Here is a 20087-nt window from a genome sequence, read left to right as displayed (position 1 = left end):
GCCCGTGAACGAAGTGGTGGCCCGAACCGGACAGGAAGGCACACTGCTCATGGCCGCGGCTGCGGCTTCACCGATCAGAAATCCTCCGCCATGTCGTCAGTTCTGGTAGCCCTCGCACCGGTGAAAGGATTGATGACCATGACCGACGCCAGACCGCTGGGCGCCGATGAGGCCACGTTCATCGCGGCGGCCCGCTCAGGCGACGCGGCGCGGTTCGCACTCATCACGGAGCGCCACCGGCGTGAGCTGCATGTGCACTGCTACCGGATGCTCGCGAACTACGAGGACGCCCAGGACGTGACGCAGGAGACGTTCCTACGAGCGTGGAACAAGCGGGAGTCGTTCAAGGGCCACGCCGCGCTGCGGACCTGGCTGTACCGGATCGCGACGAACGCCTGCCTCGACTTCCTGGAGAAGCGCAACGACCGGACACCCGTACCGTCCGGGCTGTCGGACTCCGGCTCCGAGATGCTGTACCTGCAGCCCTACCCCGACCGGATGCTCCCCGAGGATCCGCAGGAATCGGTGGTGGCGCGGGAGACGATCGAGCTGGCGTTCATCGTTGCCGTCCAGCACCTGCCGCCGCGGCAGCGGGCGGTGTTCATCCTGCGCGACGTCCTCGGCTGGCCGGCGTCGAAGGCCGCCGACGTCCTCGAGATGACCGTCGCATCGGTGACCAGCGCACTGCAGCGGGCGCGCGTGACGATGCGCGAGCAGCTGCCCGACCGCCGCCTCGACTGGCGGAGCCCTGCCACTCACGAGCTGTCGGATGACGAGCGCAGCGTGGTGAAGTCCTACATCGACGCCCATGAGCGCAACGACCTCGACGGGTTGATGTCCCTGCTGCGCGACGACCTGCGCTTCGCGATGCTGCCCGATCCGGGCACCGTGATCACGGGGGCCAAGGAGGCGGTGGACGGCTGGGTCTCCGGTGGGCTCTTCCAGCCCGGCTACGACGACTGGCGCTGTATCACCACGACGGTCAACTGCATGCCTGCCGCCGCACTGTACCGCCGCACCCCCGACGACCCGGAGTACCGGCTGTTGAACATCGCGGTCCTGCACATCGCCGACGGGAAGATCGCCGAGCTCACCGGATTCGACGCCACCGACAAACCATGGCTGGGGCTGCCTCCGACACTGTGATCACGAAAGTCCCGCTCGTCGACGAGTCCAGCGCACGGGCTGGACTCGTCGAAATCACCCGTGGAACGACCCGGCCGGCAGAACCCAGCGCCGTTCTCATCTTCGGCGAGTCGGTCAACACCTCACTCGGAACGCGACGAAGGGGCCGGGAAAGTTGCCTCGAAGCCGAGGGCCACGGTGAGCACGTGAGGAAGGATTTCGACCTGGCCTCACGAGCCGAGCGTCTGGCCCGTGCTCATCGCCCCGTCTCGTATCGGGTGAGCACCACGCCGCCGGGAAACGTCCGCGTCTCCACCAGGTTCAGGTTCGCCCAGCTGTCCAGCGCCGTGAAGAACGGCGTGCCGCCGCCCACCAGGACCGGGTGGGTGACCAGAGCGTACTCGTCGATCAGCCCGGCCCGCATGGCAGCACCGGCGAGCGTCGCGCCGCCGATACTCATCGGGCCGCCGTCCTCGGCCTTGAGCCGGGTGATCTCGGCGACCGCGGCGCTGGTGACCAGGCGGGTGTTCCAGTCGACCTTGTCGATCGTCGAGGAGAACACCACCTTCGGCGTGTCCCGCCAGTTCCGCGCGAACTCGATCTCCGCCGGGGAGGCGTCGGGCTGCTGGTCGCCGGTCGGCCAGTAGGAGCTCATCGTCTCCCACAGCTTGCGCCCGTACAGCGACAGGTCGTTCGCCCGCTCCTGGTCGAGCCACCACTGGAACAGCTCGTCGTTCCGCGGGCCGCTCCAGCCGATGTCGTCGCCGGGCGCGGCGATGTAGCCGTCCAGGGTCACGTTCATGCCGAAGATCAATTTCCGCATTGTGTCAACCTCCCGTGAGTCGATCTCACACGTACAGACGGGCGCGGCGCGGAAACCTAATCTGTGCTCGATCTGCGTCCGCAGGTGGTCCTCGCGCCGGCGCCACGTTCGAGGCCGGCAAGATCGTCGAACGACCCCAAGCCGAAGCCGCTGAAAGATCTCCATCCACAGGTCTCGACTACTGCTCTCGGCATGGGTGCTCGAGACGATCCGCAGGCTCGCGGACGCAGGCATCACACCGGTTGTCCACAGCCGGACTCCCCTGCTCGCTCGGCTGTCGGTGTGCTCGTCCACCATGGGTTGCGTGACGACAGGTACCTCCACGCACGAAGATCTGACACAGCAAGATCTCCGGCAGCGCGCCGAGGCCGTGCTCGCCACCCTGGCCGGTCCATCGGCCCGCTTGCGCGACGACCAGTGGACGGCGATCCACGCGCTCGTCGCAGATCGACGGCGGGCGCTGGTGGTGCAGCGCACGGGGTGGGGCAAGTCGGCGGTGTACTTCGTCGCCACGGCGCTGCTGCGGGCCGCGGGCGCCGGCCCCACCGTCATCGTCTCGCCGCTGCTGGCGCTCATGCGCAACCAGATCGACGCCGCCGCGCGCGCAGGCATCCACGCCGCCACGGTCAACTCGGCCAACACCGCCGACTGGGAGCGCACCTATGCCTCGGTCGACGCCGGCGAGGTCGACGTCCTCCTGGTGAGCCCCGAGCGGCTCAACAACCCGGATTTCCGTGATCGCGTGCTGCCCCGGCTCACCGCGAGCGCCGGGATGCTCGTGGTCGACGAGGCCCACTGCGTGTCCGACTGGGGCCACGACTTCCGTCCCGACTACCGGCGGCTGCGCGCGCTCATCGCCGACCTGCCCGCCGGCATCCCGGTGCTCGCCACCACCGCCACGGCCAACGACCGGGTGGTCGTCGACGTCACCGAGCAGTTGGGGCTGGCCTCTGGGGAGCCACTGGTGCTGCGCGGCACGCTCGACCGCGAGAGCCTGCGGCTGTCCGTCGTGCGGCTGCCCACGCCCGCGCAGCGGCTGGGCTGGCTCGCTGCGCAGCTCGACGCCCTGCCCGGCGCGGGCATCATCTACACGCTCACGATCGCGGCCGCCGAGGAGGTGGCGGAGTTCCTGCGCGAGCGCGGCTACCCGGTGGCGTCGTACACGGGCAAGACCGAGCCCGAGGAGCGGCTCGCAGCCGAGGGCGATCTCCTCGCCAACCGCGTGAAGGCTCTCGTCGCCACCAGCGCGCTGGGCATGGGCTTCGACAAACCCGATCTCGGGTTCGTCGTCCACCTCGGCGCTCCTGCGTCGCCGGTGGCCTACTACCAGCAGATCGGTCGCGCAGGCCGTGCCGTCGAACGTGCCGAGGTGGTGCTGCTGCCCGGCCAGGAGGATCGCGACATCTGGTCCTACTTCGCCTCGCTCGCGTTCCCGCCGGAGCCGGTGGTTCGCCAGACACTGCGGGTTCTCGGGCCCGAGTCGCTCTCCACGGCCGCGATCGAGACGCGCGTCGACCTCTCGCGCACCCGCCTGGAGATGCTGCTCAAGGTGCTCGACAGCGACGGCGCGGCGCAGCGCGTCAAGGGCGGATGGGTCGCCACCGGGCAGGAGTGGGTCTACGACGAGGAGCGCCATCGGCGCATCGCCGAGGCCCGCCGCGCCGAGCAGCAGGCGATGCTCGACTACATCGACACCACCGACTGCCGGCTGGTGTTCCTCCGCCGCCAGCTCGACGATCCCCACGCTCAGCCGTGCGGGCGCTGCGACAACTGCGCAGGCCCGATGTGGAGCACCGACGTCGACACGAGCGCCGCCACCGCGGCGGAGGAACGGCTCGCCCGTCCCGGTGTCGAGGTCGCGCCGCGCAAGCAGTGGCCGAGCGGGATGGCCGAGCTCGGGGTGCCGGTGTCCGGCCGGATCTCCGCGGGAGAGCTCGCCGATACCGGGCGCGTCATCGGGCGGCTGTCCGACATCGGATGGGGCACCCGGCTGCGTGAGCTGGTCACGGGCCAGGACGCGCCGGTTCCCAAGGACGTGCTGGACGCGTGCGTCCGGGTGCTGGCCGGATGGGGATGGGCCGAGCGCCCCGTGGGCGTGGTCGGCATCGGCTCGCGCACCCGGCCCCACCAGCTCGACCACCTGGCCCGTCGAATCGCCGAGATCGGCCGGCTCCCGCTGCTGGGCAGCGTCGTCCCCGCGGGGCCGCGGCCTGGGGAGCACTCCAACAGCGCTCAGCGGCTGGCCGCGGTCTGGCCGGCGTTCGAGCCACCGGCGTTCGCCGTCCCCGACGGGCCCGTCCTGCTCGTCGACGACGTGATCGACAGCGGCTGGACGGCCACGGTGGCCGCCAGGATGCTGCGCCGAGCCGGGGCGTCCGCCGTGTTGCCGTTCGCGCTGGCGCAAGCCGGCTGAGCCCGAGCCACCGGTTCCGCAGCGGCGGTCCTGGAGGAGCCCGCTCAGCTCGGCACGGGCACGGGTAGGTCCACGAGCAGGCTGCAGTGCACCTTGCGCACCACGCCCACGCCGGGCGGCGGGTCCTCGTAGGCCGCCCCGGCGGGCACGGCGACGATCCGCCACTCCGCCGCGCCCGGCCGCCCCGCGGCGAGCCACCGGTCGAGCGCCGCGAGCAACCGCCCGGCGAGGGTCGGCCCGCCCCTGCCGAACTCCCGCACGGCCACGGCCCCTGGCCCGCGACCGTCCGGTCGCCCTGGTCCGGCCACCACCATCGCGAGACCGGGCGGCTGCGTGTCAGCCATGGAGGCGAGCGCGATGGTGCCGGAACCCGGACCGAGGGGCAGCAAGCCGTCGGGCAGGCCGGTCTCCGGCTCGGCGGCCAGCAGCCGGCACGCGCCCGGCTCGGTCAGGGCCAGCCAGAGTCCGAACCCGTCCCACACGTCCGCGGCGCCGAGCGCCACGGGCACGGTGAGCAGCGCACCCGGTTCGGCGAGCGCCGCGGACACGCCGGCTGCCTCCGCCCGGGGTCCGTCCTCCGGCACCTGCAACATGAGGCCGACGCCGTCGAGCCGGGTCGCGACGTCCGTGCTCGCCCCCACGCCACGAAGCCGGATGAAGGCGCAGCTGCGCACGGAATGGCTGCGCAGCACGCCGTCGGGCCCGAGGTCGAGGGCCGTGGACAGCTGGCTCCCCCGCACGGCGATCGGCAGCAGCAGCCGCCCGCCCGGCACGAGCTGGGCCACCCACTCGGGCCGGATGTCGCCGCTGCCGACCGTCAGCACAATCCGGTCGTAGGGCGCCCCGGGCGGATAGCCGAGCGCACCGTCCGCAGCCACCAACTCCACGCCGTCCACCCCAGCGCTCGCGAGGTGGAAAGCGGCGCGCTCGATGAGATCCTCGTCGATGTCGACAGCTGTGACCGTTCCGCTCGGGCCGAGGATCCGCGCCATCAGAGCGGCGTTGTAGCCGGTGCCCGCCCCGATCTCCAAGACGCGCTGCCCGGGCCGCAGGTCGAGCTGCTCGAGCATGATCGCCATCATGGACGGCTGGGATGCCGAGCTCGTGGCCACACCGTCGGCGAACTGGACCGCGACCGCTTCGTCGGCGTAGGCCTCGTCGAGGGAGAGCCCGGGTAGGAACAGGTGGCGTGGCACGCTCCGGAACGCGTCCTCGACTGCGGGCGAGCGGATACGGCCGGCGTCACAGAGGACGTCGACCATGCTGGCGCGAGCGCGGTCAGCGGCAGCCACCGCCCGATCCTCGTCCGGGCGCCGGGGTGGCGACAACCCGGGTCAGCCGACTCGCAGGCGAAGCGTGGGCAACGCTGAGCCGGAGACTGGCGTGCGGGCGGACAACGCGTGTGAATGGCGGACGATTCGCAGTTCGGAGTGAGCCGCTCGCGGGGAACCGGCGACTCGCGCAAAACAAGGCCGGCGGCCCTGAGTGGCTCGTGCGAGCCGGCAGCGACTTACGCCCGGAAACCGACGACCGCCGTGACGAGCGAGCGGACGCGCGTCCGGAGAACGGGCCTCTCGCAGGTAGCGGGCGATTCACCTCAGGAACGGGCGACTTACGCAAACCATAGGCAGCTCACACGCGGAACGGGGCGACTCACGCCGGAGCGACAGGCAACTCGCGAGAACGGGCGGACAAACGCGCGCGAGTCGGCCGGTTCCTGCGCGCGAGTCGCACTCGCGCCCGAAGAAGGGGCGTTCCGCAGGAACGGCGGCGGGAACGCGGCGACTCGCACGCGGAGGCGGGCGGCTCGCGCTCTGGAACAGGCAACTCGCGCGACGTGCTCTGGGCGAGAGGCAACCCGCACTCTAGGGGGCGGCGCCTCGAACGCGAAACGGGCGACTCGCGCCCGAGCAACAGGCGAACCGCAGAAGCAAGGCGATCCACGCTCGGCCCGTGGGGGCGGCCCGCGCTCAGCGAACGCGACGACTCACACGGGGAAGGCAGGCGACTCGCGCTCTGGAAACAGGCGACCCGCGCGAAGCGTGGGGAGCGCTCTGGAAGAGCCCACGGCCGCGACGACGGACACGGCCGTGCTCGCGGGCGACTCGCACGCGAATAGCGGCGACTCGCCCCCGAAGAACGGGCAACTCGCGGGGAAGGGGGCCACCCGCGCTCTGGAAGCCGGGCCCCGGGAACTGGCGAACGCGGGGCGTCGGGGGTCAGGGGGTGGTCAGGGGGACCAGGTCGTCGGCGTGAACGACCTCGCGGCGCTGCTCGGGGGCCAGGTCGCGAGAGCGGCGGCCGATGAGCGCGGGCAGTTCCGTGGCGTCGAACCCCGCCACACCGCGCGCGACGACCTGTCCGTGCGGCCCCACGAGGTCCACCACGTCACCTGCGACGAAGTCGCCGGAGATCCCGTGGATGCCGGCGGCGAGCAGGGAGCGGCGGCGGCCGATCACCGCGGCCACTGCGCCGGCGTCGAGGTCGAGGGATCCGCGCACGTCCGCCGCGTGGCGCAGCCAGAAGCGCCGGGCCGACATCCGCCGCCCGGACGGCCGGAACGCCGTGCCCACCTTGGGGCCCGTCTCCGAGGCGTCCAGGGCGGAGGTGACGTCCTCGGCCGCCGCGAGCAGCACGGGGATACCCGCGGCAGCGGTCATCGCCGCCGCCGTGATCTTGGTGGCCATCCCGCCGCGCCCGAGGCTCCCCTCGCCAGGGCGCGCGACCCGCACCGATGCGAGATCCGTCGGCGCATCCACCTCGCTGAGCAGCCGCGATCCGGGCAGCCGCGGGTCGCCGTCGTACAGACCGTCGACATCCGAGAGCAGCACGAGCCCGTCGGCTCCGATCAGGTGGGCGACGAGCGCGGCCAGCCGGTCGTTGTCGCCGACGCGGATCTCGTCGGTGGCCACTGTGTCGTTCTCGTTCACCACCGGGAGCACGCCCAGGCCGAGCAGCCGCTCCAGCGTGCGCTGGGCGTTGCGGTAGTGGGCGCGGCGGATCATGTCGTCGGCGGTGAGCAGCACCTGCCCGATCGCCTGCCCGTGCCGCCCGAACGACGCCGCGTAGGCCTGCGCGAGCAACAGCTGCCCGACGGACGCCGCGGCTTGCTGGGTGGCGAGGTCCCGGGGACGGCGAGCCAGCCCGAGCGGGGCGAGGCCTGCCGCGATCGCCCCCGACGACACGAGCACCACCTGGCTGCCCGCGCTGCGGCGGGCGATGAGCGCGTCGACGAGTGCCTCGAGCCGCAGCGGGTCGAGCCCGCCGTCCAGGCTGGTCAGCGACGACGACCCGACCTTGACGACGATCCGGCGCGCCGCTGCGAGCTGTCGCCGGGCAGTCACGGCCTGGTCCGGGGCCGATCCCCGGAGTCCGCAGGCTCGTCCCACACGGCGTCGTCCCAGGTGCCACCCGCATCCGGGTCGGTCAACCGTTCGGCCGGCCCGTCCGGCTCCTCCATGAACAGCTCTGCATCGGTGCGTGGTCTGCGCCGCTCGATGCGGGCTGCCTTGCGCTCGGCGGCGCTGACACGCGAGTCGCGGTCCAGCCGCCGGTCGGTGCCGCGGCCGGACATCAGCACGGCGACACCGGCGGGCGTGCTCGGCTCCCAGTCGAACGTGACGTCGCCGATGGTCACCGGGCAGCCCGGCTTCGCGCCGGCCTTGGCGAGGGCCTCCTCCACGCCGAGCCGCGCGAGGCGGTCGCCCAGGTATCCGACGGCCTCGTCGTTGTCGAACGACGTCTGCCGGATCCACCGCTCGGGGCGGGAGCCGCGAACGATGAAACCGCCGGGAAGCTCGGAGTCCTCCTCGATCGTGAACCCGGCGTCGTCCACCGCCTGTGGTCGCAGCACGATGCGGGTGGGTTCGGCCACCGGCTGGGCGGCGCGGTAGGCCCGCACCTGCTCGGCCATGGCGAACGTCAGTTCCCGTAGCCCGGCGCGGCTCGCCGTGGAGATCGGGAAGACCGGCCAGCCGTAGCGCTCGGTGAGCTCGGCCGTGACGAGCTCGGCCATCTCCTGCGCGTCGGGGACGTCGATCTTGTTCAGCGCGATCAGCCGGGGCCGCTCGGACAGCTCGCCGCCCAGCGCCGGGGTGTAGCGGGCGAGTTCGTCCTCCAGCGCCTGGACGTCGGACACCGGGTCACGGCCGGGCTCGAACGTGGCGCAGTCGACGACGTGCACGAGCACCGAACAGCGCTCGATGTGGCGCAGGAAGTCCAGGCCCAGACCGCGGCCCTCGGACGCCCCGGGGATGAGACCCGGGACGTCGGCGACGGTGTAGACCTCCTCGCCTGCGGTGACGACCCCGAGCTGCGGCACGAGCGTGGTGAACGGGTAGTCGGCGATCTTCGGCCGCGCCGCGGACAGGGCTGCGACCAGCGACGACTTGCCCGCGGACGGGAACCCGACGAGGCCGACATCGGCCATCGACCGCAGTTCGAGCGTGAGGTCACGGCTCTCTCCCGGCTCACCGAGGAGCGCGAATCCGGGGGCCTTGCGGGCCTGTGAGGCGAGCGCGGCGTTGCCCAGCCCGCCACGCCCACCCTCCGCCGCGACGAAACGGGTGCCGGCGCCGACGAGGTCGGCGATGATCTCGCCGTTGTCGTCGAAGACGACAGTGCCGTCGGGCACCCGTAGCTCCATGTCCTCGGCGTTGGCGCCGGCGCGGAAGCCACCCTGGCCCTGCTTACCGTTGCGGGCCATCGCGTGCGGGCGGTGGTGGAAGTCGAGGAGGGTATGGACCCCGGGGTCGACGACGAGAACGATCGAGCCGCCCTGCCCGCCGTTGCCGCCGTCAGGGCCGCCGAGCGGCTTGAACTTCTCGCGGTGCACCGAGGCGCAGCCGTTGCCGCCCGCCCCCGCGGTGGCGTGCAGCACCACCCGGTCCACGAACTTCGACATCGACCTCTCCTCACACACGACGACGGCGGGCCACCCACCGAGGGCGGCCCGCCGTCTCTAGAAGAACTGGGGTGGTGCCGGCCTCAGGCCGACGCCGGCACGATGTTGACGACCTTGCGGCCGCGGGTGTAGCCGAACTCGACCGCACCCTCGACGAGCGCGAAGAGCGTGTCGTCTCCGCCCCGTCCGACGCCGGTGCCCGGGTGGAACTTGGTGCCGCGCTGGCGGACGATGATCTCGCCCGCGCCGACGACCTGACCGCCGAAGCGCTTCACGCCGAGGCGCTGTGCGTTGGAATCGCGCCCGTTGCGTGAGCTGGACGCACCCTTCTTGTGTGCCATGGCTGCGTCTCCTTACTTCGCGATGCCGGTGACCTGGACCTTCGTCAGCGGCTGACGGTGCCCCTGACGCTTGTGGTACCCGGTCTTGTTCTTGAACTTGTGGATCCGGATCTTCGGGCCCTTGGTGTGCTCGACGACCGTGGCGGTGACCGACGCGGCGGCCAGTGCGGCCGCGTCGGTGGTGACGTCGTCGCCATCCACCAGGAGCACGGCCGGGAGGCTGACCTCCGCACCGGGCTCACCGTCGATCTTCTCGACGGTGACCACGTCGTCGACGGCCACCTTGTACTGCTTGCCGCCGGTCTTGACGATCGCGTACATCGACGCACTGCTCCTAGCTCGTGGGACGAGAGACAGAACCGGAACCTCTGTGGCTCTGCAAGTGCCGCGGCAGCCGACGGACGGAGCGCGACGCAGGTACCCCAGGGTACGGAAGGGCTACGGGGTGGTTCAAACCGGGTCTCCCCCGCTCTCCCCGCCTGCCGGCGGACCGGCCGGGCGGGAGGCCGCACGGCGGGTGCGCCGCGGCCTGGTGAGGGTGGGCTCCGGCTGCGGCGGCGCGGAGACCGACGCGACCGGCTGGCTCGCCGCTGCCGTCGGCACCGTGACCACGGCAGCCACCGGCGCATCGCCTGCGACCGCGCTGGGCGCTCCCGCCGTGCGCGTGACCCGGCCCCGTCGGCGGGGCCGCGGCTCCGCCACGGGCTCGGGAGCAGCAGGAACGGTGTCGCCGGCGTCAGCCGATTCGGCCGCGGGCGATTCGACGGCAGGCGATCCAGCGGCGGGCGACTCGGCCGGGGCCGGCGCGGTCCGCTCGGCGAGCGAGCGCTCGACGACGACCTCCTCGACGGCATCGGCGGCGACGTCGGCGACGTCTACGGGTCGCGCCTGCGGCGACGTCTCGACCACTCCACGCCGGACGATCCGGCGCCCGGTGCGACGACCGGTGGGGGCGGAAGCCTCGACGGCCGGCGGCTCCACGGCCGGAGCATCGACGACCGGCGCGTCGGCGACCTCGGCGGCGTCCACCACCGTGTCGTCGGCCGCGACAGGTGCATCGACGACGGCCGGAGCATCGGCCACGGACAGGTCCTCCGTCACCGGCACCGGAGCGCCGACGTCGATCGAGGCCTCGGAGATGTCCGGCTTCTGGTCGGTCTCGTCGGCAGGCACAGCGACAGGAGCGGAGACGGGCTCGGTGTCGACGCGGGCGCCGTTGTACTGCCCGTGGCCGTTGCGTTCCTCGCCCTCGCCACGGCGACCACGGCGCTGCCGGCGGCTGGACACGTCCCGGTCGGCACGCTCCGAGCGATCCCGGCCGGAGTCGCCCCTGTCACCCAGCGGATCGGTGTTGACGATCACCCCGCGGCCGCGGCAGTGCTCGCAGGGAGTGGAGAAGTGCTCGAGGAGCCCTCCGCCGACGCGCTTGCGCGTCATCTGCACGAGGCCGAGCGAGGTGACCTCGGCGACCTGGTGGCGCGTGCGGTCGCGGGCCAGGCACTCGGTGAGCCTGCGCAGCACCAGGTCGCGGTTGGCCTCGAGCACCATGTCGATGAAGTCGATGACGATGATGCCGCCGATGTCACGCAGCCGCAGCTGGCGGACGACCTCCTCGGCCGCCTCCAGGTTGTTGCGGGTGACGGTCTCCTCGAGGTTGCCGCCGGAGCCGGTGAACTTGCCGGTGTTGACGTCGATGACCGTCATCGCCTCGGTGCGGTCGATCACCAGCGTGCCACCGGACGGCAGCCAGACCTTGCGGTCCAGCGCCTTGAGCAGCTGCTCGTCGATGCGGTACTCGGCGAAGACGTCGGACGGACCGACGTGGCGGTGGAGCCGGTCGGCCAGCTCCGAAGCCACGTGCCCGACGTAGTTCTGCAGGGTGTCCCAGGCGTCGTCGCCCTCGACGATGAGGCGCGAGAAGTCCTCGTTGAACTGGTCACGGACGACCTTGAGGAGCAGGTCGGGCTCCTCGTAGAGCAGCACGGGGGCCTTGGGCTTGCTGGGGCCGGTCTGCTCGGCCTTGGTGCGGATGACGTCCCACTGCGCCTGCAGCCTGCGGACGTCACGCTCCAGCGCCTCGTGGCTCACACCCTCCGACGCCGTGCGGATGATCACCCCGGCGTCGTTCGGGACGATCTCCTTGAGCATGTCCTTGAGCCGCTTGCGCTCGACGTCGGGCAGCTTGCGGCTGATCCCTGCGGCACCGCCGGACGGGACGTAGACGAGGAAGCGGCCCGCCAGGCTGATCTGGGTGGTGAGCCGGGCGCCCTTGTGCCCGATGGGGTCCTTCGTGACCTGCACGAGCACGCTGTCGCCGCTGGAGAGCGCCTGCTCGATGCGGCGCGCCTTGCCGCCGAGACCGGCGGCGTCCCAGTCGACCTCGCCGGCGTACAGCACGGCGTTGCGACCGCGGCCGATGTCGACGAACGCGGCCTCCATGCTCGGCAGCACGTTCTGGACGCGGCCGAGGTAGATGTTGCCGACCATCGACGGCCCGGTGCCGCCGTGGTCGGTGACGAAGTGCTCGACGAGGACGTCGTCCTCGAGCACCGCGATCTCGACGCGGTCGCCGTGCTCCCGTACGACCATCGCCCGGTCGACAGACTCGCGGCGGGCCAGGAACTCGGCCTCGGACAGGATCGGGACCCGGCGGCGGCCGGCGTCGCGGCCGTCACGACGGCGCTGGCGCTTGGCCTCCAGCCGGGTGGATCCGCGCACGCTCTGCACGCCGTCGCCATCGCTGTCGTCGGAGCGCTCGCGCGGCTGGCGCACCCGGACGACGGTGTTCGGCGTGTCGGCCTCGTCGGCCTGGTCGTTCTCATCGCCCGATCCACGCCTGCGCCGACGCCTGCGGCGGCGGCGCGAGCCGCCGGTCTCGTCGTCTCCGTCGCGGTCGCCGTCGTCGTCGCGGTCGGCATCCGACTCCGCGCCGGAGCCCTCGGCTTCGGTGGTGTCGGTGTCTCCGGTGTCGGCCCGGGCGGCCTCCGCCGAGTCGTCGCTGTCGTCGGACTCGTCGGAGCTGTTCTCGTCCTCGAACCCGTCGCCACCGCGTCCACGGCCACGCCCGCGGCGCCCACGGCGCCTGCGGCGGCGGGTGCCGTCGCCGTCCTCGTCGGAGTCGTCGCTCGCCTCGGGAGCGACGGGTTCGGCAGCCGGTTCGGGGGCGCTGACCGGCTCGGGGGCGGGAGCCGGCGGGCCAGGTTCGTCGGCAGCGGCCTCGGGCTCGCCCCCGCGGCGGCGGGTGCGGGTGGGCCGGGTGGGCGGCTGGAACAGCGGTGTGGGGGGCGCGAAGACCGGCGTGAGCGGCGCCGCGGGCTCCTCGGCGGCGGGCTCCTCCTCGACGGTGCCCGCGGCGGGCTCAGCGGGGCCGCTCGCGGGCTCGGCCTGACCGGCCGAGAACTCGGGGACACCTGGGAGCAGGGCGGTGACCACCTGCTCGGCAGACTTACGGTCGATGCTCGACTGCGCGCTACGCGCCTCGACGCCCAGATCGGCCAGGGCGGCGAGCACCTCGCGGCTCGTGCGGCCGAGCACCTTCGCCAGCGCGTGCACCCGCATCCGTTCGGGCAGTTCGTCCAGGCCGGGTACGGTGACGGGCCCGCCGGCGCTACCGGCAGGCAAATCGTTATTCGACATTCAGCTCCTCCGCCCCCGGGCGCCTCCTGGGAGGCGGCCACGCGGGGACACGTGCAGTTCTTTCTCTCCGCGCGGTGCGCGACGAGCAATCCTTGGTCTCGCTCCCGCCCCGGGGGGCGGCTGTGTACCCGACGACGCGCCGTGACCGGCGAGCCGACCCGCCCTTTCAGGCGCGGGTGGTGACCCGGTCGGAACCGAGTGGGTCGGCCAAGTCGCCTCGATGGTCGAGCAGTCCCTGAGCCATCCGAGTCGCCTTCGCGGGCACCGGCGGCCTGAGGCCTGCGACAACGTCGAGTGCACCCAACACGTCATCGGGTCGAACGGCGGGTGTCGTCTGCCGTACGACCACTGCCATTATCGCACAGGATGGTGACTGATCGGGCGACGTCGAACCTGAGAGACCCGAGGAGACGCCGTCGGCCGCGTCCACGACGTCGGCGCGCACCAGCGCAGCGCGCACGTCGATCTGCCGCCGCCCGGACGGCGTGACCCGCTCGACGACGACCGACGACTCGGCCAGCAGCGCCGTGAGCGCGGCCCGAAGGGTGTCGGGTGCGACACCGGAGAGCTCGATCAGCCAGCGGCTGCCGTCGATGCGCTCGGCCAGCGCAGCGCCGTCGGCCACAACGGCCTCGAGCACGTCGAGGCCGTCGGGCAGGGCCGCGTCGAGCGCGCCGATGAGCGCCGCGGGATCGACGGGTTCGGTCAGGCCGATCTCCAGGTACTCCGCCTCACTGGCCGAGCCGGTGGGCGCAGCCCCGATCCAGGACAGCCGCGGGTGCGGGCTGAAGCCGTGGGAGTGCGCCACCGGCACGCCGGCGCGGCGCACGGCACGCTCGAAGCTGCGTGCCACGTCGCGGTGGGAGAGGAAGCGCAGGCGGCCGCGCTTCGCGAATCGCACCCGTACGCGCTGAACGGTGGGCGGAGCTGGGTTCGCCGCCTCTCCGGGGCGCACGCGGGCCATGCGCAGAGCCTACGAGCATCCGCCGGGCGCTCGCGTCGTGGGCGCCCGGCCCGCTGACATCGGGGCGTCCCGCCCGTTGCGGACTATGCCCGCCATTGCCGCCGATAGGCCGACGGTGATGTGCCCACGGTGCGGGTGAAAACCGTCGACAGATGGGCCGGACTGCTGAAACCGCACAGGTAGGCGATCTCACCGACGGGCAGCGAGCCGTTCTCCAGGTGATGCCGCGCGATCTCCACGCGCAGTTCGGTGAGATGGCGATGCGGAGTTCGTCCGGTCGCCGCTTTGAACACGCGCAGGAAATGGAACGTACTCAGCCCTGCCTCGCGGGCCATCTCGGCGAGGGTGAGGTTCTGGTGCAGGTTGTCCCGCATGAAGTCCAGCACCCGCCGGACGCGCACGTCCTCGTGCCGTGGAGCAGGCGAGAGGAAACGACCGGTGTGGTGCACGAGGATGTGCACCGCGAGAAACTCGGCCGCCGACTCCGCATACAAATCGGGCGCGCCGGCCGCGGCGGCGTTCGCGAGCGCGAGCATCATCTGCATCAGTACGGGGTCCGTCAGGGCGAGCGAGTCGGCCCTGGGCGCCTCATGCGGGCACACCTCGTCCGCCACCCGGTGCAGGACGCTGCCCGGCAGATAGATGTGGAGCCTGCTGATCGGCTCCGGCGACGTGCTCCGCCAGCGCAGCCGCGTGAGCCGGTTCGGCGCGGTCAACCCGATCGACCCAGGGGCGTACCGGGCGTTGCGCCAGCGACCGTCCGCCCCGGACTCGATGGCCATTCGACCCGACGTCACCAGGACGAGCTGCTGGTCATCGCTCGGGGGCACCTCCACCTGCTCGACCACCGGGTCGTCGTCGAAGCGGCGCACGAGCAAGGACCGCCAGCCCGCCTGCTCCCAACTGCAGAACATGCGCCGGGCGTGCGCGCTCTCATCGAGCTCCAGCGCGTCGAACTCGGCCACCCCGGTCCCCCTTCCCGTGCCGCGGGCGAGATCGGATGCTCAGGCAGGTGGTGCCGGAAGGGTCGACGGGTCGAGCATGAGCAGTTGCTCGCCCGCCGGCACGAAACCCGCCCGCCGGTAGAACGGTGCGCTGCCGGCCGTGGGGGCCAGCAGCAGCCGCCGGTACCGGCGGTCCCGGGCGTGCTCCAGCGCGGCAGCCAGCAGCGCCGCCGGCACACCGCGGTCGGCGAAGGCCGACAGCACGAAGGCGTTGCCGACGTGCCCGATGCGCCCGCCCCGCGCGCCGGGCCGGGGCATGTGCACGATCTCGACGACGTTGATCGAGCCGATGGCCGTGAAGCCGCTGCGCGGCGATCCGACCTCGGCCAGCCAGAACGTCCGCCGCGGCAGCTCCACGCGCCACCACTGTTCGAAGGCGGCCTCGAACCCCGGGTCGTCGATCGGCTCGCCCGTGCGTTCCTCCAGCCACGCGCGGCGCAGGCCGGCCAACGCGAGCACATCGCGCTCGTCGGCGACTCGAATGGCGACCTGCGGACCGGACCCGGGACGCTCAGCCACTCGCGCCCGAGGCTCTTGCCACCGGATTCACGACAGCCAGCGGGATGAGCTTCGTGCCGCTCGGGCCGACCTGGATGTCCGTGCCGGTGGAGGGGCAGACACCGCAGTCGAAGCACGGCGTCCACCGGCAGTCGTCCTGCTCACGGCCCGACAGGGCGTCCTGCCAGTCGTCCCAGAGCCAGTCGCGCTCCAGGCCCGAGTCGAGGTGGTCCCACGGGAGCACCTCCTCGCGGCCGCGCTCACGCGTGGTGAACCAGTCGAGCGAGACGCCGAGCGGCTCCAGCTCCGCAGCCGACGCCCCGACCCACCGCTCGTAGGAGAAGTGCTCGCTCCAGCCGTCGAACCGGCCGCCGTCGCGCCACACCCGTTCGATCACCCGGCCCACTCGGCGGTCACCACGTGCGAGCAGGCCTTCGATCAGCGAGGGCTGCCCGTCGTGGTAGCGCATCCCGACGTTGCGGCCGAGCTTGCGGTTGCTGTTGACGGCCGCGCGCAGCTTGCGCAGCCGGTCGTCGACCACGTCGGGGTGCGCCTGCGCGGCCCACTGGAACGGGGTGTGCGGCTTGGGCACGAACCCGCCGATCGAGATGGTGCACCGCACGTCGTTGCGTCCGGACGCCTCCCGGCCGGCGCGGATCACGTTGTGGGCCATGTCGGCGATCTGCAGGACGTCCTCGTCCTCCTCGGTGGGCAGGCCACACATGAAGTAGAGCTTCACCTGCCGCCAGCCCTGTGCGAACGCCTCCGAGACGGTGCGGATCAGGTCCTCCTCCGACACCATCTTGTTGATCACGCGGCGGATCCGCTCGGAACCGCCCTCCGGTGCGAAGGTGAGCCCGGAGCGGCGCCCGTTGCGGGAGATCTCGTTGGCGAGGTCGATGTTGAACGCGTCGACGCGGGTGGAGGGCAGCGAGAGCGACGTGTTCGTGCCCTCGTACCGGTCGGCCAGGCCCTTCGTGATCTCCGCGATCTCGGAGTGGTCGGCGCTCGACAGCGACAGCAGCCCGACCTCGTCGAAGCCGCTGGCACGCACGGCGGAGTCGACCATCTCGCCGATACCGGCCAGGGACCGCTCGCGCACCGGCCGGGTGATCATGCCCGCCTGGCAGAACCGGCAGCCGCGCGTGCAGCCACGGAAGATCTCCACGCTGGCGCGCTCGTGCACCGTCTCGGCCAGCGGTACCAGCGGCTTCTTCGGGTACGGCCACGAGTCGAGGTCGGTGGTGGTGCGCTTGGTGACGGTGCGCGGCACGCGCTCCCCGTTCGGGGTGACCGCGGCGATCGCGCCGTCGTCGCCGTAGGCCACGGTGTAGAGCGACGGGACGTAGCAGCCGTCAGTGGCCGCCAGTCGCAGCAGCAGCTCAGGCCGGCCACCGGGCCTGCCCTCGGCCTTCCACTGCTTGACGACGTCGGTGATCTCCCCGACCACCTCCTCGCCGTCGCCGATCGCGGCCACGTCGATGAAGTCGGCGATCGGCTCCGGGTTGAACGCCGCGTGGCCACCGGCAACCACGACCAGATCGTCGATGCCGCGATCGGCCGCGTGCAACGGGATGCCGGCGAGATCCAGCGACGTGAGCAGGTTGGTGTAGCCGAGCTCGGTGGAGAAGCTCACGCCGAGCAGGTCGAACGCCCCGAGCGGCCGGTGGCCGTCCACCGTGAACGCGGGCACGCCGTGCTCGCGCATCAGCGCCTCGAGGTCGGGCCACACGGAGTAGCAGCGCTCGGCGAGCGCGTCGTCCCGTTCGTTGAGCAGCTCGTAGAGGATCATGACACCCTGGTTGGGCAGGCCCACCTCGTAGGCGTCGGGGTACATGAGCGCCCATCGGACGGCAGCCGACTCCCAGTCCTTGAGCTGCGCGTTCAGCTCGCCGCCGACGTACTGCACCGGCTTGGACACCCTCGGAAGCAGCGGTTCCAGCTCGGCGAACACGGTGGGGGCCATCATGTCACCACTGGTGGGAGTAGGTCGCCGGTCACGCTGATCCAGGGTAGCCCCACCGGCGAAGCGCCCGTCGACCGCGCGGCACCCATTCCGGTCGCCGGGTGGGTACGGTGACCGCCCGGACGAACGAGGGGGGCGCCGATGACCATCGGACGCACGCCACCCGCCCTGCTCACAGCCGCCGCGCTGGTGGCCGTCCCCGCGGTGACGTTGCCGCTGCCGTGGTGGACCGCGCCCCGCCGGCCCGTGGTGCTCACCGGCACCGGGCCCGCTGTGCCGGGAGAGGCCGCGCGCTGGTCTGGCTGGGAGGTCATCGGCACCGCAGGGGCCGCCCTGCTGGTGGCGCTCGTCGTGGCGGCCGCGATCGTCGTGCTGCTGTACGCCCGTCGCGGCGGGCGCTGGGCCATCGCGGCGCGGGTGCTCGTGGCGGTGACGGGAGCGGCGTTCGTCGCGGCCGGGGTGTCGGTGCTGGCCGGGTGGGGTTCGGGCGCGGCCCTCGGTGCCGTGATCGCGCTGATCGCCGGTACCGGCGCCGTGCTGCTCGCCGCCGGCCGGACCCCACGCTTGCTCCTCGGCGCGCTCCTGGCGGTCGTGCTCATCGCGGTTGCCGTTCCGGTGCTGCCCGGTGGACCGGGATCCGGCTCCGACACGCGCCGTGCCGGACCGTTCGTGCGCATCGGCGAACTGGACGCTTCGCAACTGCGCACCGGCACCGCCGGGCTCCCCGCGTCCCCCGAACCCCGCATCGTGGCCCTCGACGGCGGGGTCGGCATCGCGAGCAGGGCCGGGCTCGCCGGTGTCGACCCCCGTGGACGCGCCGAGGTGCTCGCCCTGACCCCCGACGCCCCACCCTCGACGCCCGGCCCGTCGATCCTCGGAGTGGACGAGGGCCGCGTCGCGCGCTGGTCGGGTGCGCAAGAGGTGACCGTCACCGGGCTCGACGCGACGGACCCCGTCGCCGTCACCGTGCACGGGGTGAGCGCCGCGAGCGTGGTCGGCCCGGACGGCGCGATGTGGTTGCGCTCCACGGGCGACCCGCCTGGCACCGCACGCGTGCTCGACCTCGCCGAACGAAACGGCACGCAGTCGGCCGCGGGCACCTTCCTCCCGGTGGTGTTCATCCTCGGGCCGGTCGACAGCGTGCCCGTCGACGTCGCCGCGGTGCTTCCGCTGCGTGATGGTGCCGTGCGTTTCGTCCCGCAGGCGGGCGGGGTTCGCCTGGAACGGATCTCCAGCGGACCCGCCGCCCGCGCGGAGGTGGACGTGCTGGCAGGCGGGCTCGACCCGTCGTGCGGCCTCACGGCGTCCGGCCCGGCGACCTTCCTCCCCCGCCAGAGCCCGCTCGCCGTCGACGACGCGGGCGGGATCTGGTTCGTCGCCGGAGACGGAGCCACGGCCCGGCTGGTCCGGCTGGATCCCTCCGGGGCGCTGCGCGCGGTGCCGTCCCCGCTCCCTGGCCCGGTCAGCTCGATTGCGGTGGCCCCGTCCGGAGACGTCGTGCTGGCCTCCCTCGACCCCGACGGACCTGCGCTGTGGCGGCTCTTGGAACCGGGCTCCGCGCTCGGCGACCTCCCGGCACCTCCGGCGGGCTGCACTCCGAGCCCCGCCGCTGTTGCCCGGCCCGTCACGTTGGTGCCGGTGGCGAGGGCGGGACGCGACTCGCTCGGCGTCCCCCTCGGTGTCGACGGGCGGTGGGCGGCCGGGGCGCCGGGCGGCGAGGTGGCCGTCGTCGCCGCGGACGGAACCCGCACGCCCGTCGGCACACGCTCGGACGGCGTGAGAGGCCAGGTGTGGCCCGACGGATCCGGCGGCGTGTGGTGGCTCGAGTCGGCCCCCGGCGGCACGCCCCGGACGCTCGTGCACGCCACGGCGGCGGGCGAGCAACGTTTCGCGCCCGTCGCGGATCCGGCGCCCACCGGGGGTGCCGACACGTTCCTCCTCACCGACCTCGGTGGCCGCCCGCCGCTGCTCGCCACGCCCGTGGGCGCCTTCCGGATCGACGGCGGCGCGCCCGTGAGCACGGTCGAGGGCCGGATCGACGGCGGTGTGGTCCGCAGCGACGGCCGCGGCTGGGTACTCGCCGACGGCCGGCTGCTCGTCCTCGATGGCGACCGGGTTCTCGGACCGGTGATCGACGCGGGCGAGCGCCGCGCCGACACCACCCCGGTGGCCGTGCAGTTGGCACGGGGAGTCGCGCCTGCGGCGCTGGCGCTGCCCCGCGCCACCGTCGGGCTCGACGGGTCGGGGCGGCCGCTCGTGGTCTCCGACGACGTGGTGGTCGCCGTCGGCGCCGACGGGGCCGTCACCGTGGTGGCCCAGGATCGGCGGCTGGCCGGCCTCGGACTCTTCGCCGCCGAGGGCGGGCTGATGGCCTACGACACCGGAGATGTGCTCCGGGTGGACCTCCCCTGACC

General features: G+C 72.6%; 14 protein-coding genes. 3 read left to right on the top strand and 11 right to left on the bottom strand.

The genetic code is table 11. The features are described 5' to 3' along the window. Positions 1–138 precede the first annotated feature (138 nt). Positions 139–1146, top strand: a complete 1008-nt coding sequence (locus MMF94_RS16765) for an RNA polymerase subunit sigma-70 (RefSeq protein ID WP_241037673.1) — start codon at positions 139–141, stop codon at positions 1144–1146. A 235-nt stretch (positions 1147–1381) separates the two neighbouring features. On the opposite strand, the gene MMF94_RS16760 is transcribed toward MMF94_RS16765, so the two are convergent. Beyond that, entirely contained in the window at positions 1382–1948 is a 567-nt protein-coding gene (locus MMF94_RS16760; protein WP_241037672.1) for a dihydrofolate reductase family protein, read from the bottom strand. Positions 1949–2282: 334 nt separating this feature from the next. Between MMF94_RS16760 and MMF94_RS16755 the strand changes: the two genes are divergently transcribed. Beyond that, entirely contained in the window at positions 2283–4361 is a 2079-nt protein-coding gene (locus tag MMF94_RS16755) for a RecQ family ATP-dependent DNA helicase (RefSeq protein ID WP_241037877.1), read from the top strand. A 44-nt stretch (positions 4362–4405) separates the two neighbouring features. On the opposite strand, the gene MMF94_RS16750 is transcribed toward MMF94_RS16755, so the two are convergent. From MMF94_RS16750 to MMF94_RS16705, 10 genes are all read right to left on the bottom strand, one after another. Further along, a complete protein-coding gene (locus tag MMF94_RS16750; protein WP_241037670.1) occupies positions 4406–5653 on the bottom strand; it encodes a methyltransferase domain-containing protein in 1248 nt (415 codons plus the stop codon). Between the two features lie 927 nt (positions 5654–6580). After that, positions 6581–7705, bottom strand: a complete 1125-nt coding sequence (gene proB / locus MMF94_RS16745) for a glutamate 5-kinase (RefSeq protein WP_241037669.1) — start codon at positions 7703–7705, stop codon at positions 6581–6583. Then, complete coding sequence (gene obgE / locus MMF94_RS16740; protein WP_241037668.1) at positions 7702–9264, bottom strand: GTPase ObgE; 1563 nt, start codon at positions 9262–9264, stop codon at positions 7702–7704. Before obgE ends, proB begins: the two co-directional genes overlap by 4 nt. Before the next feature lie 83 nt (positions 9265–9347). Beyond that, positions 9348–9605, bottom strand: a complete 258-nt coding sequence (gene rpmA, locus MMF94_RS16735) for a 50S ribosomal protein L27 (RefSeq protein ID WP_241037667.1) — start codon at positions 9603–9605, stop codon at positions 9348–9350. Positions 9606–9617: 12 nt separating this feature from the next. Then, positions 9618–9926: a 50S ribosomal protein L21 gene (rplU, locus tag MMF94_RS16730; RefSeq protein ID WP_241037666.1), complete on the bottom strand. Its 309-nt coding sequence runs from the start codon at positions 9924–9926 to the stop codon at positions 9618–9620. Positions 9927–10055: 129 nt separating this feature from the next. After that, positions 10056–13241 (bottom strand): translation initiation factor IF-2 N-terminal domain-containing protein, encoded by a 3186-nt coding sequence (locus MMF94_RS16725; RefSeq protein WP_241037665.1) that lies wholly within the window; start codon positions 13239–13241, stop codon positions 10056–10058. Between the two features lie 166 nt (positions 13242–13407). After that, on the bottom strand, positions 13408–14205 hold the full coding sequence (locus tag MMF94_RS16720) for a TIGR03936 family radical SAM-associated protein (RefSeq protein ID WP_241037664.1): 798 nt from the start codon (positions 14203–14205) through the stop codon (positions 13408–13410). A gap of 83 nt (positions 14206–14288) precedes the next feature. Then, positions 14289–15170, bottom strand: a complete 882-nt coding sequence (locus tag MMF94_RS16715) for an AraC family transcriptional regulator (RefSeq protein ID WP_241037663.1) — start codon at positions 15168–15170, stop codon at positions 14289–14291. A 39-nt stretch (positions 15171–15209) separates the two neighbouring features. Continuing rightward, positions 15210–15728 carry a GNAT family N-acetyltransferase gene (locus tag MMF94_RS16710; RefSeq protein ID WP_241037662.1) on the bottom strand — a complete coding sequence of 173 codons (519 nt, stop codon included), beginning with the start codon at positions 15726–15728 and terminating at the stop codon, positions 15210–15212. After that, positions 15721–17673 (bottom strand): TIGR03960 family B12-binding radical SAM protein, encoded by a 1953-nt coding sequence (locus MMF94_RS16705; RefSeq protein WP_379660459.1) that lies wholly within the window; start codon positions 17671–17673, stop codon positions 15721–15723. The genes MMF94_RS16710 and MMF94_RS16705 overlap by 8 nt, the downstream gene beginning before the upstream one ends. 141 nt (positions 17674–17814) lie before the next feature. On the opposite strand from MMF94_RS16705, the gene MMF94_RS16700 reads away from it, so the two are divergent. Continuing rightward, positions 17815–20085 carry a hypothetical protein gene (locus MMF94_RS16700; RefSeq protein ID WP_241037660.1) on the top strand — a complete coding sequence of 757 codons (2271 nt, stop codon included), beginning with the start codon at positions 17815–17817 and terminating at the stop codon, positions 20083–20085. The last annotated feature ends 2 nt before the right edge of the window (positions 20086–20087 follow it).

Source organism: Pseudonocardia alaniniphila (genome assembly GCF_022524485.1).
Classification (GTDB): Bacteria; Actinomycetota; Actinomycetes; order Mycobacteriales; family Pseudonocardiaceae; genus Pseudonocardia; species Pseudonocardia alaniniphila.
Note: the sequence above shows the minus strand (reverse complement) of the source record. Positions and strands in the feature narration are given on the sequence as shown.